Source organism: Paenibacillus sp. EKM301P (genome assembly GCF_011800295.1).
Taxonomy (GTDB): domain Bacteria; phylum Bacillota; class Bacilli; order Paenibacillales; family Paenibacillaceae; genus Paenibacillus; species Paenibacillus polymyxa.
In genome coordinates, this window is sequence record NZ_JAALFM010000002.1 from 575,093 (window position 1) to 591,919 (window position 16,827).

General features: G+C 46.8%; 11 protein-coding genes. 4 read left to right on the plus strand and 7 right to left on the minus strand.

Annotation, left to right across the window (positions count from 1 at the left end; all coding sequences use genetic code 11):
* Positions 1-40: 40 nt before the first annotated feature.
* Both HFD99_RS07935 and melA read right to left on the minus strand, forming a co-directional pair.
* The gene (locus HFD99_RS07935) at positions 41-2,194 is read right to left on the minus strand and encodes a glycoside hydrolase family 6 protein (protein WP_016821398.1); all 2,154 of its coding nucleotides are present in this window, start codon (positions 2,192-2,194) and stop codon (positions 41-43) included.
* A 587-nt stretch (positions 2,195-2,781) separates the two neighbouring features.
* On the minus strand, positions 2,782-4,296 hold the full coding sequence (gene melA, locus HFD99_RS07940; RefSeq protein WP_016821399.1) for an alpha-glucosidase/alpha-galactosidase: 1,515 nt from the start codon (positions 4,294-4,296) through the stop codon (positions 2,782-2,784).
* Positions 4,297-4,514: 218 nt separating this feature from the next.
* Between melA and HFD99_RS07945 the strand changes: the two genes are divergently transcribed.
* The 4 genes from HFD99_RS07945 to HFD99_RS07960 all read left to right on the plus strand — a co-directional run bounded on the left by HFD99_RS07945 (position 4,515) and on the right by HFD99_RS07960 (position 9,895).
* The gene (locus tag HFD99_RS07945) at positions 4,515-5,513 is read left to right on the plus strand and encodes a substrate-binding domain-containing protein (protein ID WP_017426354.1); all 999 of its coding nucleotides are present in this window, start codon (positions 4,515-4,517) and stop codon (positions 5,511-5,513) included.
* The gene (locus HFD99_RS07950; protein ID WP_017426353.1) at positions 5,510-6,955 is read left to right on the plus strand and encodes a sensor histidine kinase; all 1,446 of its coding nucleotides are present in this window, start codon (positions 5,510-5,512) and stop codon (positions 6,953-6,955) included. The genes HFD99_RS07945 and HFD99_RS07950 overlap by 4 nt, the downstream gene beginning before the upstream one ends.
* Positions 6,930-8,270: an AraC family transcriptional regulator gene (locus tag HFD99_RS07955; RefSeq protein ID WP_167440854.1), complete on the plus strand. Its 1,341-nt coding sequence runs from the start codon at positions 6,930-6,932 to the stop codon at positions 8,268-8,270. Before HFD99_RS07950 ends, HFD99_RS07955 begins: the two co-directional genes overlap by 26 nt.
* 224 nt (positions 8,271-8,494) lie before the next feature.
* Entirely contained in the window at positions 8,495-9,895 is a 1,401-nt protein-coding gene (locus tag HFD99_RS07960) for a sugar porter family MFS transporter (RefSeq protein WP_016821403.1), read from the plus strand.
* 603 nt (positions 9,896-10,498) lie between these two features.
* Here HFD99_RS07960 and HFD99_RS07965 read toward each other — a convergent pair.
* From HFD99_RS07965 to HFD99_RS07985, 5 genes are read right to left on the minus strand one after another with little or no spacing between them, the layout of a single operon-like run.
* A complete protein-coding gene (locus HFD99_RS07965) occupies positions 10,499-10,726 on the minus strand; it encodes a hypothetical protein (RefSeq protein WP_045244132.1) in 228 nt (75 codons plus the stop codon).
* 16 nt (positions 10,727-10,742) lie between these two features.
* Entirely contained in the window at positions 10,743-14,006 is a 3,264-nt protein-coding gene (locus HFD99_RS07970; protein WP_045244133.1) for a phage baseplate assembly protein V, read from the minus strand.
* A gap of 20 nt (positions 14,007-14,026) precedes the next feature.
* Complete coding sequence (locus HFD99_RS07975; RefSeq protein WP_045244134.1) at positions 14,027-14,455, minus strand: DUF4280 domain-containing protein; 429 nt, start codon at positions 14,453-14,455, stop codon at positions 14,027-14,029.
* Between the two features lie 15 nt (positions 14,456-14,470).
* Entirely contained in the window at positions 14,471-15,895 is a 1,425-nt protein-coding gene (locus HFD99_RS07980) for a hypothetical protein (protein ID WP_045244135.1), read from the minus strand.
* A complete protein-coding gene (locus tag HFD99_RS07985) occupies positions 15,883-16,563 on the minus strand; it encodes a hypothetical protein (protein ID WP_045244136.1) in 681 nt (226 codons plus the stop codon). Before HFD99_RS07985 ends, HFD99_RS07980 begins: the two co-directional genes overlap by 13 nt.
* Between the last annotated feature and the right edge of the window lie 264 nt (positions 16,564-16,827).

Consider the following 16,827-nt stretch of genomic DNA (forward strand, 5'->3'; position numbering starts at 1 on the left):
AACAATTATCAGTTATTCAAGTGTATATATTCACCTATTCCTAAGGCTCGATTCCCCATACCAGCTTATCGTTGTGGAACAATGTTACTTTGTTCCATTCAGCATAAGAGGTTTTGGTTGGATCGAAGGAATAGTCATTGGATTCGTTCAGATTAGACCAGTCGCTATTGTTCATGCGGATCTGAATATCACCTGTTTGCGCTCCAGCAGCAAGCGTGCCGGCAGCAGCACTGAATCCAATTTCAATATAGTTGTCTTTAATGGTACGCAGCACGTTATCATTACCTACTTGCGCCCAGTCTACCGCAGATTGCAGCTCTTGGCTGCCATCTTTCGTGAAGTAATAGCGGATTTTAAGCTCGCTCAACTTCACTGGTGTTGTCCCTTTATTTTTGAGGTTAAAGAAAGGCTTGGCAGCGTTATTCGCTGGATCCGTGTCCCCAGCACGATACATTACAACCAGATCACCTGTTGGATCTGTAGGATTCGTTGGATCTGTCGGTGTACCTTTTGGCTCAGCGCTTACCGTTGCGGAATCCTTACTTGTTCCTTTCGCATTCGTAGCACTTACAACATAGAAGTAAGTTGTTCCGTTCGTCAGCCCCTTATCCGTGTACTCTCTTTCCGTTACAAGAGGCGCAACGGTTGTAAAAGGACCTGCTTCGCTAGTCGCGCGTTTTACCGTGTAACTCTCGGCACCAGTAGACGCATTCCAAGTCAGCGTTACTTGAGCATTGCCCACAACAGCCTTTAAGCCTGACGGTACAGCTGGAGCAGTAGGCGCTGGGTCTACACCACCAGTGGAAGGCACGATTGCAGGGTACGCATTTTGTACCAGCATTACAAACTGATCATGGAACCATGCTCCTGAAATAGGTGCATTCGGCAAAGCATCTGTTAATGTGCCATCCTTGGTTGTATAGGTAGGATCACACATACGGTCAAAGCCTTTACCCTCATCGTTCGGGATGAGTGAGCTGGAACCATCGGAATCCCCTGGAGGTTTCGCCCAGACATAGGCATCGATATGACCAGCTGGAGCCGTTTGTGGCGGCGTTCCCATACCTGCTCCGCTGTTATTACACCAGTTACCACGGTGTGAGCGTTTGTCTACACGACCGGAGTTTACATAGGAGTTAATATCATTGCCGACTGCGGAAGTCGGACGGTTAGGTCCTCCCCATCCATTACGGCCTGTATCAATTAACATACCGAGTGAGCTCGGCCAGCCTGCGCTGACAAAATCTCTATGCAAGGACTCTGCAAAATCCGATTCATCGAAATTAGGATTCCATTCGTAGTACTTGGACGATTTGATAGGCTGCCCACCGATATTCAGGTTTGGATCAGGCAAATTAGGTTCTGTCAGCGGTGAAGTATTGGCTGTATTCGTGATAAAGCCATCTACACTGGACAGACCTTTGCTCGTGTCTTTGAAAATAGTTGTAAACAGGGATACCGTTGCTGAACGGTTGTTATCCCAGCCTAACCAACCAGAGTGACCGATATCTACGTATTTGTACACGTTAGGAATCTCGTTCAGCTTATTCATTGTGTATTTAACACCAGCTTCGTAAATCCCTGTGGACTTGGCTTGCGCACATTTCGGATCATCCAGATTGGTTACCAGATTTGGCAAGCTATCCGGTTCAATGATCGCAACGATACGAATATCCTTATATTTGGGATTTGCAAAAATAGAAGCTATTTTGTCAATATAATCCTTTTTATAAGTTTCCAGACCTGCCTGGGTCAGCGGCAATTCACCATTGGAAGCCAAGGCATGACAATCCCGTCCGGGCAGATCATACACAATGAACTCCGCCGTAATCGGTGTGTTGCCTTTCTTTTGCGCCAATACTTGGTCTAAATGTGCCTCCAAGCCAAGCTTGCCTCCACCGCCGTTAATAGCGGCGATACGATCAAGCCAAACGGCTGTCGGGAATGTTTTGACCGTTTGCATTTTTGCCTTCAGATTCGCATCCGTAACCTTGGCAATCGATGTGTCGACACTAGCCGCATAATCAGGGCTAACGTATTTTGTCGCCCCTTGGTAAGGATTATCGACATGGGATTCTGCATGTATTTTATCCGTAAATCCTGCACCTGGTAGAAAGCTGCTTGCGACGAGTGATAGCGCAAAAGCATACTTCATTCCTTTACGAAGCACTTGCTTTGTTTTCAATTGCTTCACCTATCTTTCCGTAGATTTTGTTGAATCTTCCTATGTCGGCACCTGATTGTTATATGATTAAATGTGTGTTACGCCTACTCTCTCCCTAGAAAAAGTAGCGTTCATAGTTGCGAAAGGTAAGCGCTTTCTATTTGTTCATGCGCTCACATTTTTCCCCTTTTTGTCACCTCCTATGTTAGATTATAGTGAGCTGGAAATCTGCTGTAAATTGAATAAATTAAGGACTACAATTATTAATTCGGCATATGAATTGCCACACCGACGGTTCGGCATGGTCTCTCTTTTTTTGAGATTGGTTCTATCATTTGTTGAACTTCCCTGCTATGACAAGCCCTCAGGAGATTCAGAGTCGACAGTAAAAGTGTGGATTCATAAAAAACAAGACTGTATTCTTTAATTTCCGTCAGCCCAAATCGACAAGGATAAACTTTAGGCTGCTATCTACGCCAATCGTTAACCTATCGACAGCAAAAAAAGGATGTTTCAGGCCTACGACCATGAAAACACCCTTTTATTGTTGTTCAATCCCTCTCTGCTCATTAGCAGGTCCATGGAATGAGCGTTACTGCAATTGTACCAAATAGTTGTTACGCATTGCTGTTCTGTACTTTTTCGCGATCCTTGCCTTTGTCAGATTGTCCTGCGTTTTTATTGGCAGCATCCCGATCCAGCTGCATTTCTTCAACCGTCTTCACCTTAAGCCGTGCTGCTCCCTCATAAGGTCGGGTTGGAATCAGATCGTCTGTAGCCAAGCGTTGGCGCGCCTCGGCAATCGCTGCCCCGTATTGCGGCAACCATGCTTCCTGTGCCACCAGCATCTCATCGACCAGCTGCCAAATTTCTTTCGGATTACACACCGCGCCCACTAACGGGTCCATCATAAACGCTTGGCGTAGCAGCTTATCGTCTCCATGTACAGCCGCTTCAACAGCCAAACGCTGAACGGAAATACTAACATTGCACACGGCAGCAGGACCCAGCGGCAGTTCTCCAACTTGCGGCATAGAAATACCGTTCCGATCCACATATCCAGGAGCTTCAATAATCGCATCGTCCGGCAAGTTGGAAATTACACCGTTATTCACGACATTAAAGTGCCCCCGGTACACACGTCCTGTTTCCAGGCTTTCAATAATGTATGAACCGTGCTCTTCACCTCGATGCTCTGCCTTGTACTCCAATGGATCTTCCTTCATCCAGTTAGGGAAATCTGTTTCAAACCAGTTACGTCCTTCCGTACATACACGCAAATAGCCGCCTGTTTCTCCGTTGATCCAGTTGCCCAGATCAATCCAGTCCAGAATTTCATTCGGACGCTTCCGATACCAAGGCACATATTCACTGAGATGACCATTCGACTCTGTGCTGTAATAGCCAAAACGACGAAGCATATCGATGCGTACCTTTTCGGTGCGGCTAAATTCAGGATGTTGTTCAAAAGCCTCCAGCAGTCCGGCTGTTAGATCCTTACCCTTATGCGAGGCCTGAATGTACCATGTTTGGTGATTGATTCCGGCGCATACAATGTCCACATCCTGCTTCTCCAGACCGTACGCCTCGGCAATTTGGTGATGCCCATTCTGGACGCCGTGACATAGACCAACCGTACGCACGCCACCGTACTTGTTGCAGGCCCAGGTCATCATCGCCATTGGGTTCGAGTAGTTCAGCAGCAGCACATCCGGTGCACTTAGCTCGCGGATATCTTTGCAAATCTCCAGCATTTCAGCGATACCACGCTGGCCATACATGATGCCTCCTGCACATAATGTATCGCCCACGCATTGATCCACACCGTATTTTAGCGGAATATCCACATCGGTCGCAAAGGCTTCCAGACCGCCGACGCGGATTGTACAAATGACGTATTTGGCATCCTTTAGAGCTACCTTTCGATCCGTAGAGGACTGTATTTGTATGGACAACCCATTCTCACGAATATCCCTCTGACACAGTTCAGTAACCATATCCAGATTGTGCTGACTGATGTCCGTAAAAGCCACTTCAATATCGTTAAACTCCGGTACTGATAACAGATCTCGCAAAATTCCACGGGTAAAACCGATGCTTCCTGCTCCAATAAAAGCTACTTTAAATGACACGGCATTCAACCTCCGGTAATTAGAATTGTAATATACCGTCATTGTAGCAATATGCCTGTAGAAAGCGTTATCAAAATCATGACCAGATTCGTACTTAGGTGTCAAAAATCCTAACTTTCGCATCAACAGATGCTACTTGCCGTTGACGAAGCTGCGTGTGCTTCTCTTGTTTACTGTATAATGATTTGTGTCTCTAAATATTCCCAAAGGAGCAAGACATGTCAAACCGTAAATGGACATTTATCCTTATTCCCGTATTCCTGCTATTTGCCTGGCTGTTGTTTCAGTTCACTCTGTCTTCTCTTCAAATTCACCAATTTGCAGAACAATTGAAGACGGTTTCACCAAACGACGGGGGTTCCGATACAAAAGTGGTATTGATATCACAAGAGCTGGACAATTATTATTGGCGGTCCATTGAACAAGGAGCTCGAAAGGAAGCAGAGCAGTACGGTATGAGGCTCGATTATATCGGACCGGACCGCATTAATCCGTCCGAGCAGATCAAACTGCTGGATAAAGCGATCGCCGCCAAGGCAGATGCGATTCTGGTTCAAGGGATAAATGATCCAGAGTATCGACGATTAATCAACAAGGCTGCCGCACTCGGCATACCTGTCATCACGATCGATACGGATGAGCCGGACTCCCGAAGGCTGGCTTACGTCGGAACGGATAACGAAGGAGCAGGAAAACAGATGGGCATGCTGTTGGCGAAGGCCTCTGGGGAGCATGGCGATATTGGAGTTATGATCAGCAGCGAGCGCGTCGAGAATCAGCGGCTCAGGCTTGCGGGATTTCGTTCTGTGATCAGCCGCTATCCCAAGCTCCGCATTGTGGAGATTCGCTCCTCAAATATTTCACGGCTTCAGGCAGCCCAGCAAGCTCAGAACATGCTCACCCATTATCCGCAGATTCACTACATGGTCGGATTCAGTGCGCTGGACGGCCTTGGCATTCTGGAAGCCTCGGAGCGGCGCGGCGTGCGGAATTTGCAGATTTTCGCTTTTGACGATATGGCCGAGACGTTGAAAGCTATCAAACATCGCAAAATCGAGCTCACCCTTGTTCAACAGCCAATGGAAATGGGGGCTAAGGCTATAAAATTGCTGAATGTTTATCTAAAGGGACATGATCCCCAGGAATTAACATACACCAGGGTATATGAAGTGCATGCGGACACTCCCGACAACATGTCTGGAGATGACAGACGATGACGATCAGAACGAAGTTGCTTCTGTTCATCCCTCTTCTAGTTGTGTTCGCCAATATCATCGCTTACTTTGTATTCCAAAGCGGGAAGGTCGTCCAACAGAGCTACGATGAAATGCTTGGCCGAATTCTTCTCATCGAGCAAACCTCCGAATCGGCGGAGAGCAACTTAAATCTCCTCTATACCTATCTGCTCAATCCAAGAGACGATACGGGTGTGCAGGGCCCGACGGAATACCAATTGAAACAGCTGAAAGGCAGAATCCAGGAAGTCTCTGACTCGACCGATCCTTCTTTTGCCGAGGAGGACTACATGAATCTGTTAGCCACATTTCTTGAACAGAAGCAAGCTGCAGTTCTGGATGCAAAGGCACAAGATCCTCAATCGGCTTTTGAGCATTACATTGAAGCGGAGAAAACCGTCGGCTATATTCATGAGGAGGGCCAGCGACTGATCGATGCTGAACTGGCTTATTACCGGCCGCTCATCGAGAACATTCGGAACAAGAATGAGCAAATGAACGGATTGGGAGTGGCGTTGTTCGGCATGAACGCGCTGATGGGGGTTTTGCTTGCCATCTGGGTCTCGCGCAGCATTACGGGCCCTGTCGGCAGACTGGTCGGACTGGCGAAGCGAATCGCCACAGGTGATCTGAATATCGAGCCCCAACCGCGGCGAGATGACGAGCTAGGCGTATTGGCAGACGCCATTTTGCAAATGTCCGCTGATTTGAGCATCCTTATCGAAAAGGATAAACAGAGTCTGGAAATGCGGCGGCTTGTGAAAGAGCTAGAGCTTTTGGCTCTGCAAAATCAAATTAACCCGCACTTTTTGTTCAATACCTTAAATGTGCTCTCCAAACTGGCGATCCTGGAAGGGGCGGAGAAGACCAGCGACCTGATCGTTTCGCTGTCCAATCTATTACGGTACAGTCTGCAAAAGCTGGACAAACCCGTAACGCTCCAGGAAGAACTAGACCATATAAGCGAATACGTAACCATCCAGCAGGCGCGTTTCCGGGACAGAATTCGCTTTGATCTTCACTTTGACGCTTCCGTACTTCAGCAGCAAATTCCAGCCTTGACGATCCAGCCATTTATTGAAAACGCCTTTCTTCATGGTGTAGCTGATATGGAAAACGGAGCCATTATCACATTGACGCTGTCGAGAGCGGGCGAGGATGTGCAAATTGAAATTTCAGACAACGGAAAGGGTATGACGGAGGAAACCCGACTGTCCGTGCTCCGTTTAGAAGGTGGAGCTGAAAGCAGCAGTTCAACAGGACTTGGAATGCAAAACGTGTTTAGGCGGCTGCAATTGTTCTACGAAAAGGAAGGAATGGTTGAAATCCGAAGCCATATCGGATTAGGTACTACCATAACAATACGAATTCCAGTCAAGAAGGAGAGTGAGCAGACGAATGTATCGGTTGTTGATCGCGGATGACGAAGCTTTGGAGAGGGAAGGACTGGAATTGATAGTGGAACGGGCAATGCCGGGGGTATTTCGGTTTATTCATGCCGACAACGGCCGCATGGCGATCGAATGTGCGGAAGAGCACCGGCCTCATATTGCCATTCTGGATATTAATATGCCCGGAATTGACGGGCTTGGGGCGCTTCGTGAATTAAAGGAGCGTCTTCCTGATACCCGTTTCGTGCTCGTCACCGCCTATGATTATTTTGCTTATGCACGTGAGGCGCTTTCTTTGGGCGTAAAAGAATACATTCTGAAGCCAGCGAAGCGAGAACTAATCATCAGTACACTGAAACGACTGATTGAAGAAATTGAATGCGAGAAGCGAGCACGCACGGAAGAATTGGAGCTTAGGCACAAAATCTCACAGCTGATGCCGCTCGCAGAAAATGAGCTGGCTTTAATGCTTATGGTCGACCAGACGGTGGATTCGAGCGCTTCTCAACTGTCGGAATGGCTGGACTTTCCTCTTGATCAGGGAAGCGCCATCATTGCTGCCTTTGAAGGATATGCAGACGAGCAGGACAAAAAGAAAATTTACGATCATTTCCGAAGCTATGTAAAAACACATGGCCCCAATTCCATTGTGAGCTCCCTGATCGACCATCATGTGGCCACTTTTTTACAAAAGCCGCCTGCCACCAGCGAAAACGACTGGCAACAGCGGATTAAGCATCTTGTTCAACAGCTCTCCGAGCTGGCCCAGCAGCAATTTGGCATAAAGACAGCTATTGGAATCGGCTCGCTTCATAGCGGCGAGGAAGGACTTCGCAAGTCCTATTTCGAAGCCGTTTTTGCCTCCACCCTACGCAAGCGCGATGGAGGTTACTGCAACTTTGATGAACTGAAGTCGTCAGAGGCTGGAAACGCCTCTGTGCTTGCCGTCAAAGAGGAGAATGGAATGCTTCAGCAGACGTACGTCATGTCAGCATTACAACGGATACGCGAACAGCGGGAGGTTCAAACACTGACTATGCTGGGCAGAGCAAAGATGTATATCGAGGAACGGTTCAACGATGACCTTTCACTGGAAGAAGTGGCTGATTTCGTCCACTTGAATCCTCACTACTTCAGTAAAATTTTCAAACAGGAATATGGAGAAACGTTCATCGACTTCGTAACCAGGTTAAGGATTGATAAAGCTATTGCTTTAATTAAGGAGGGCAACCTTGCCCTGAAGGAAATCAGCTTTGAAGTGGGTTATAAGGACCCGAACTATTTTAGCCGTGTCTTTAAGAAGATAACGGGCGTTCCTCCCACGGAGTTCAAAGGTCAAAAATCGTAGAGCTTCGTCCATGCCGACCATCGGCATGGATTTTTTTAAGCTCGAATGACAAGGTAATGCTAGATTTAGCCCCTCCGTCTCCAATTCGGGAACTGAAGCCAAAATCGTGCGTGAAAAGGTCCGTTTATTGAAGACGATCACCGGCCTTTCTTTTATAAGCGCATGTTATACTTCTCCTCGAAGAACGGAATGAGGTTCTAGGAATCTGGAGGGGAGATGATCATATGGGAGTAATCATCCATAATGAAAGCGCTCAACAGAAAGCGCTTCAATCAGAAAAACCCAATATGCTTTTTGTGACGTTGGTATCCATCGTAGCTGCGCTTGGAGGCATACTGTTCGGTTTTGATATCGCGGTAGTTTCGGGAGCAGTTGAATTCCTACAGCAGCGTTTTTCGCTGAGCGAATTTCAGGTCGGTTGGGCAGTGTCGAGTCTGATTGTAGGGAGCATCACGGGTGCGGCTCTCTCCGGCTACATGAGTGAAAGGATCGGCAGAAAAAAGGTATTGCTGGCCGCCGGATTTTTATTTGTCATCGGCTCGATCTGCTCTGCAATTCAAGATACGTTCACCGGGTATGTTATCTTTCGTATGATCGGCGGCGTCGGCATAGGAATCACTTCCACCATTTGTCCGGTGTATAACGCGGAGATCGCTCCCGCCAAATACCGTGGCCGTTTGGTTGCTTTAAATCAGCTGGCGATCGTAACGGGTATTTTCCTCGTTTATTTTCAGAATTCGTGGATCGTCAGCCTGGGGGATGAAGCCTGGGGTGTCTCAACAGCCTGGCGCTGGATGTTCGGAGTGGGAGCTGTTCCGGGACTGATCTTTATGCTCCTGATGCTCTTCATACCCGAAAGCCCGAGATGGCTTATCAAAAAGAATCGGCCTTATGAAGCGCTGCCAATTCTGCTGAAAATTCACGGTGAAGAAGCCGCTAAACAGGAAGTACTTGATATCAAGGAATCGTTCAAAAATGAGAATGACTCATTGAAACAATTGTTCGCTCCCGGTATTCGGGTCGCTCTCTTTATCGGTATCATGCTCGCCATTATGCAGCATATTACCGGCATCAATGCCATTTTGTATTATGCACCGGTCATCTTTAAAGGAATGGGGCTCGGTACGGACGCTTCTTTGACCCAGACCATCTGGATCGGGTTGATCAATGTGTTGTTTACCATCGTATCCGTATGGCTGATCGACAAAGCGGGACGAAAAGTTCTACTAATGATCGGTACCTCGTTGATGACCCTCTGCTTGATCATTATTGGAGCCGCATTCAAAATGGGTCTAACCACTGGACCGCTCGTGCTCATCATGATATTGATCTACGTGGCCTCCTACGCTATATCACTTGGGCCAATCGTATGGGTCATGATCTCGGAGATCTTTCCGAACCGTATTCGCGGCAAAGCTGTCGCCATTGCTTCGATGGCATTATGGGCCGGCGATTATCTGGTCTCCCAGGCATTCCCCCCTCTGCTGAGTTCAGCTGGTCCGTCCAATACCTTCTGGATATTCGGAGCCATCTCGCTGTTCGTCGTAGTCTTTATATGGCGTAAAGTTCCCGAAACCAAGGGGAGATCACTTGAACAGATGGAAAATATGTGGCTCGAAAAATGACCCAAACTTTAGCTCTCAAGAAGCCCGATACGTTTTATAATGTTTGAAATCACACGACCTCTGAATTCATACCGACCGACCTAAATCGGTAATGGTTCAGAGGTTTTTTATTGATCATTTGTAATTTACCTTCCCGCTTCTCCTTAAATCACTTGAAATTATGAATGGGCTGTTTTTGATTAATGGATAGAGACGACGTAGCGTTGATTAACGCCGCCTGATCCAGTAACTGTTTAATTTCATCTCTTATTTGAAAGTCTATACGTCCTGAGCGCTGCAACTCTGCCGCTTGTTCGGGCAATTCCTTGGCTTGCTGCAGTAACCACGAATTCCCTTCATAAGCTGTTCGTATGTTTTATGTGTCTATGTGAGCAGCCTCATCTGTTGAATGACTTGTTTCACGTTTTGTCATTTAGTTCAGTACCTCAGCTCATTTTCTGCATGCAAAAAAGCTCATTCCTACTCGTGGTTCAAGTTGAAAAGAGCTTTTGAAAGTTTATTAAGTTGTTTGTTGGTTGTATTGCACGTTCTTGTTGTTGACAATACTACAATATATTTTTTCATATAATCAATAAAATATATCTATAACCAAACAATGTAATCCTATTTATTACCCTTGTTCCGTTTTGTTAAACCCAACCTGTCTAATATATCGCTTTTATTAGTATTTAACCGCACATGGTAGTCTCCAGATGGACATATAATACTTGGATGCATACCACTTTCTGCTTTTTGATAAAGAAGGATTTTTCCACAATTTGGGCAGGGGACTTTTTCACCATTCAAGACCTTTCTATCAATATCATTCTTATCTTTATTATTGTTATCCATATTTTCCTCCTTAAAGTCAACGATACGGTAAATTAGGATAAAGAAGTTTCACTTCTTTGAGGATAGCACGAATTTCACTATATGAAAGATCTTCTTTAATATGCTTTGCTTCTCTTAAAAACGCAATAACCTCTTCGCGTTGAGTATAAGTAGGATTTTTCAAAGAATTATGTGTAACTTCATGGATAATTGTTTGAGTAGTCCTAGTAACAGACTCTGTTCCTTTTACATATATTCTTATAGTGTTTGTATTAACATTTGCAAATCCCAAGATTTGGTTTCCAAAGTCATCTAAAGGAATTTCACCATAATCCAGTTTGATTTTTATATTATTTTGTTTTATTAAGTCTACTGTTTCTTTTCCTACATTTGACTTCTTCAGTTCTCGATACAAATTCTTAGGTGCGATTCTTTGCCCATTTGGTGCAAAGGTATCTTCTTTGAATAGGTCAGTTGGTTTAGCATAACGAGTTCCCTTAGTCCCAAGTTTAACTTCTTGCTCGAGTATATTCTTCGATTGCTGTTTCACTGGGGCACTATTCGAAATTATGTCCTTCGTTATTTGTTTCTTGCTCGACTGTGAGAAAAACTGTTTAAATTCTTCCGCACTTGGGCCACGCCCTCCGCCTCGTCCATCAAATATAAAAGGACCTTCCGTCATGTTAGATAATGACATCCACTTTTGCTCTTCTTGAGAAATACCTTCTTTATTCGATAAAATCAGAAAGTCGCCAGGATAACTTTTTTTCCAATCCTCATAATATTTAAGATCAGGATCGCCATTTGCTTTGCGCACCACTTGATCTGCTGCCCAATAACTTCCTTCAGGTATATCAGGTCTGTAGTCTTCATTAACCGTTATATAAACATACGTTCCACGAATCCCCCACTTCTTTTTATCTTCCTCAGTAGGCTCTATCCTTTCCTGCACACTCATCTTTCCCCAAGGTTGCCTTGGAGGCTGTTCTATATTCTTGGGCTTCCAGCCCACTCTTACTTCAAGCGGAATTTTATGATACTCCGTGTTCAGCTTGTCCATATTATGGGCTAGACTTTTCGCTAGCTCCCCTAATGATCTGGAACTAGCGACGTTGCGGGCTGCCGTCCATACTTTGCCCCTGTAAGCGGCGGCGTAGCGTTGTCCGACGCTGTTCTTTTTATAGGCGGCTACCCGGCGGTTAAAAGCAGCGGCTTCCCGCGCCAGACTCCTTCCACCCAGCACAGCCCAGCCTCCTGATGGCACACCTGCCAGCATGGATAACCCTGCTGCTGCGTACTTCAAGGCACGGGTTGGCCCTCCCTTGGCGACGTCACGGCGAATCGAAGTGAGCTTGTTGCTCGCCATCCGGGCAGGCGTTCCCAACACAGGAATCGTGCCAATAATGCTCAGTGCCTTCTGAGCTACGTTTAGTACCCCTCCAAGCAGGTTTGCCTTTGGCGATGCAGGTGTGGTGGGTGAAGTACCTGCCTTCCCCGCCTGGCCACCACCTGAGCTTCCCCCCTTAGGTGAACCCGCTCCAGATCCGCCAGTACTCTTCGGCGCATGGGCGGCCTGATACGCCTTGATCGACATCAGCGGCGGCTCCGGTACAGGCTCTAGATCAGCGACGAAAACCGGACGCTTGATTATCCCATCCAGCTTCACTCGTGACGAACGAATATCCGTCTCTCCGTCTATCACCATACTGCTACTGCCTGCTTGCAAATAAATGGCCTCGTTTGACGCAATATCCACTGTGTCCTCCGCATGGATCGTCAGCTCCCGTTTAGCTGCAATTGATAGCGCATGGTCACTGTGTACCTGTATTCCCTTCGCATCAAGTGAAATATATACGTTATTCGTTTTAGCCGATACCAGCAACTCTTGCGCGCTTAGCTTAACCAGCTTGTCATGAGGAGTACCCCAGTATTTAATGTCCGGATTGCCCAACTCGGGTACAGACTTGCCACTGCGCCTCAAAGACCTGGCTGCAAAACCATCCGACTCCTGCAAGGTCGGGAACTGTACCTGCACCATGTCTCCTTTTTCGGGCATCACATACCAGCCGCTATGCCCCTCTGCACTATAGCCTGTTGCATAGGGGAACCAGCATGCCTTTTCCCGTTCCTGCACAGCATCTATGGTGAGATGTACACGAACCTGATCCCGTGCAACCTCCAGTACCCGACCCTCTAGGGAGGCTCCCCTCATTGAACCGTTCCAGATCAGCTTTTGCTGAATTTCATTTTCAGAAACCAGTGTATAGGTATGTAAAAACAACCCCCGATCCATCCGGGACACGATATCCACAACGAGCAGTTCCTTGCCTTGAAAAGAGAGTACATCTCCCGGTCGGAAATATCGTGCACTCTCCACAGTATAGAAGGTACCATAGGGGGTGTTGGCTTCGTTATGACACATACCTATTTGAATCCCCGGCTCTCTATGCCACAGATCTGCTCTCCCAGGCAATGCTCTGCCCATGAAGCCACCTACGCTGACAGCAGATAGCCGCTCACTGCTGCTTGAATCACTCCAAATATCATTTATTCCATCGTTCACATGCCTCGATCCCGGAAGAGGGCCGCCAAGGATTGCTTCGGCTTCGTATACCGACGATGGTCCGTATGTCAACCGATCCCCGTCAGAAAAAGCTCCATCTGCGCCGACAAAGCTTTTTCTTGAATGATACGGTACTTCATCCAGTGTTTCGGGTCGTCCCTCGGGAATACCGAACCAGAACTTCGGGGCATCTGCGGCAGCCTCCGGCACAAGCACGGCTCCAAATCTGGAAGCTATCCTTTTCAAAAATGCCCAGTCTGTCTCTCTATATTGCAATATCAGAGCGTCCAGCCGGGCATCCCCGCTGACTGTATCAATCACATCAGCGCCTGTATAACTAGCAAGTATCTGCTTCAGCAGTTGCCCATATGTCATGGTACGATCTTGAAAAGACCGAGACACAGGCCTCACATCGAGTCGAATCGTATGCGATATGGCCTCTAACTGTACGTAATGAATGCCGTGTACCTGCTTCAGCGTGATACGCGTCATTTGTCCATGGAACAACGTACGCAGCCGCTGGCCATCCTTGTCCTTTTCGATGACTTCAATCGGTTCGGCTTCATTCTCCAACTCCATAAACCGTTCCTGCTTTTCCTCCGGCACGATGCCACTCACTACCAAACGCACATGGTCGCCCAATCTACGCTCAATACGAATGTCTGTCATAGTTTGCAGCGGAACTTTACTTAGCAATTCCACATGACGGTAACCGGATGTTTCCTGCACCTTGTCCATTTAATGAGAAACCCCCACTATCAATCCAGATTCTGCCCGTCATTTTCAATCGTGATTGCTCCGCAATACAGGCAGGCATTGGTACAATGCTCCAGCAGGGCAGGCTTCCCCTCGACGAGCACATCCTGCTTGCCTCCAATCCAGGGTTGAAGAATAACCGGGACACAAGGTGCCTTCTTCACACCAAAAATGTCCACCATCTGGCTATTTTGAACCGCCGGATTGGCCGGGCTAAAACAGTTACCAAACCCATATATATGAACTCCCGGTTCGTGATCCCCCACATTCATCTGGGCCTTGTCCTTGATGTAAACACCGTGGCTAAGCGGACGCTTGAGCCGGGTGGGTTGTGTACCACGGTTGCATTTCAAAATAGCCCCTGCAACCACATATCCTTTTTTTGAACCTGATCCGGCCTGAATGGTCATGGATGCTTTTTCTTCTGCCATGGTCTGCTTCCTCCGTTAATTCGTTTTGACTTCGCTACCAACGACCGATGTGTCACCACCGAGTATAATATGGCTGCTGCGGCTGGACAGGTTGATTTCCTGACCAGCGGAAATAGTCACCTTTTGCCCCGCCTCCATGTGGATGTTACCGCCTGCCGAAAAATGAACATCTTTGTTGCTCACCATATGAATACCGTCACCTTGATTTAACTTGATGAAAACAGCACCATCCTTGCCGGTGATTACCACTTCGTCCGGTGTCAAACGGATTTCCTTCCCATGTGGCGTTCGAAATATTTTTACATCTGGATGCTTCATATGATTGTGGCCACCATCTCCCCGATCCTGCCGGACCGAGCTACTGGCAATGCCTTCATCATCATGCTGGTTCGGGAAATAAATACGCACTTTATCCCCCAACTCAGGCATCACATACCAGCCACTATATCCCTCTGCACTATACCCTGTTGCATAAGGAAACCAGTGGGCTGTATTTTTGTCCTGCTCCGGATCGATATCCAGATGTATTTTAACCCGATCACGTTCAACAGCGATCACTTTTCCCTCCAGAGACAGACCCGTCAGCTGCTCGTTATAATACGTTTTCTGTCGCAACCCCCTATGTGTCGTCAAGGTATATGTGTGCAGCAGTACTCCATGGTTCATACGAGTTTGTCCCTCGTATACATATAGCGTTTTGCCACGGAATTGGATTTCATTGCCTAGTTCCAGCACCTGCTCTGTTTCAACGGTATAATCGAGAAAATCCTGTTCATTCACCGAAGCTGTATCATTGCCTGCAAAATAGCGATATGCCGAGATTCTTTTGCTTACCGTGTAATGATAATTATCTAGTTGAACGGCTGTTCCGCTTTCCTCAATGCCAAAATAGAACTTTGGGGTATCAAATATGGCTGCGGGCATAAGAGAGGTATGGTAATAGGAAGCCAAACGCTTAAGAAAATTCCAATCAGTCTCGCGGTACTGCACCCACATCCGCCCGATCAACGCTCCCCCGGTGGCCGAATCCATGATGTCCAAGCCAGGATAAAGAAGCGAAATACGACGCAGCAGTTCATTCACCTTCATATTTTTGTCCTGAAAAGAACGACTTTGGGGGCGTACATCCAGCCTGTAGGTATGCGACACAGCCTCTACCTCCAGGTAGTACACATCTCGTACCGCCTTCACTTCAATTGCCAGCACTGTTCCGCTAAACAAGGGAACCTCCGTGCCATTCTCTGCCAGTTGTGAGATTCCGACAGGTGAATCAAATTTGGTCATATCCACATACGTGTCCTTTAGTTCCTCAGGCACGACAGCGGTAAAGCGTAACCGAGTGTGGTCATTCAGACGCTTGACCATATAGAGCTCCTGTACATTGATAAGCTGATATGGTGTGATTTTCAGATTAGAATAGGTGGTGCTTATTTGCTCCATGTTTCTTCTCCTTTGGCCTTACTGGGCAGAATTTTCAGTGTGCTCATCATACGCTGAGCGACCAGACGCCATGTGTCCATATGCTCCTCCGTACAGTTAAACGAGCATATAAGCACATGCCCCTCCAGAACTGCAAAAAAGGTCAGATTATACAAACGAGAATTCAAAACTGGAGTCATAAATTCACAGTATCCGAGCCTATGTCCGTACACCTCACACATACCGTCTCCATACCATTCCGTCAGCTTTTGCGTGTGGTGCAAAATGTAAACCATTTCGCTGATGAACGTCTCTAGCTCCTCATCCGCCAGTTCGCTTGCTGTCAGGTTAAAAGAAAAATTAATCTCCCCCGTTGGATCGGTCAAAATGACTGGTGGGCGATAACTCGAAGGATATTTAAGTTCAATCTCCCGCTCGCCCATCTCGGTGAATGTCCGAGGCAACCACATCGAAATTTTGTCGTTTAGCAAAGGACGTTCTGCAAAAGCGATTCGTTCTCCATCCAGCATCATAAGTGGATGAAGCTCCATTTCCCCTTTCTCCAATTCCAAGCTGCTCTCTGACTCCATGTCATGATGTAAATCCGATTTCGGAAGACCTGATGCATCCTGTTGTTCTTTCCGTGCAGCATGGATCATGGCTACAATTTGCTCATCCATATGTCCCATCGTCGATAAATACTCCTTTTATGTCCAATCTCGATATTCATTTTGTGGAATTTAATAACATAAATGAATCCAAAGTACCATTTGAATTCCAATTTATGCCTTACATTAAAAGTATCATACGAAGCATTCTTCTGATTGTCAATTTATAACTATTATAAGTGAAATAAGATACAAGACCTATTTTCATGCACAAAAATGAAATTTTTGCTATCATTCAAATTCCTTTTACCCAAGGTTACATTTCCACATTTGCGAAAATACATC

Excerpts from the sequence above, each read along its gene's own strand:
- HFD99_RS07945 (WP_017426354.1), top strand. The coding sequence starts at position 4,515 with ATGTCAAACCGTAAATGGACATTTATCCTTATTCCCGTATTCCTGCTA.
- HFD99_RS07965 (WP_045244132.1), bottom strand. The coding sequence starts at position 10,726 with ATGGATAACAATAATAAAGATAAGAATGATATTGATAGAAAGGTCTTG.
- HFD99_RS07975 (WP_045244134.1), bottom strand. The coding sequence starts at position 14,455 with ATGGCAGAAGAAAAAGCATCCATGACCATTCAGGCCGGATCAGGTTCA.
- HFD99_RS07950 (WP_017426353.1), top strand. The coding sequence starts at position 5,510 with ATGACGATCAGAACGAAGTTGCTTCTGTTCATCCCTCTTCTAGTTGTG.
- HFD99_RS07980 (WP_045244135.1), bottom strand. The coding sequence starts at position 15,895 with ATGGAGCAAATAAGCACCACCTATTCTAATCTGAAAATCACACCATAT.
- HFD99_RS07970 (WP_045244133.1), bottom strand. The coding sequence starts at position 14,006 with ATGGACAAGGTGCAGGAAACATCCGGTTACCGTCATGTGGAATTGCTA.
- HFD99_RS07955 (WP_167440854.1), top strand. The coding sequence starts at position 6,930 with ATGTATCGGTTGTTGATCGCGGATGACGAAGCTTTGGAGAGGGAAGGA.
- HFD99_RS07985 (WP_045244136.1), bottom strand. The coding sequence starts at position 16,563 with ATGGGACATATGGATGAGCAAATTGTAGCCATGATCCATGCTGCACGG.
- HFD99_RS07960 (WP_016821403.1), top strand. The coding sequence starts at position 8,495 with ATGGGAGTAATCATCCATAATGAAAGCGCTCAACAGAAAGCGCTTCAA.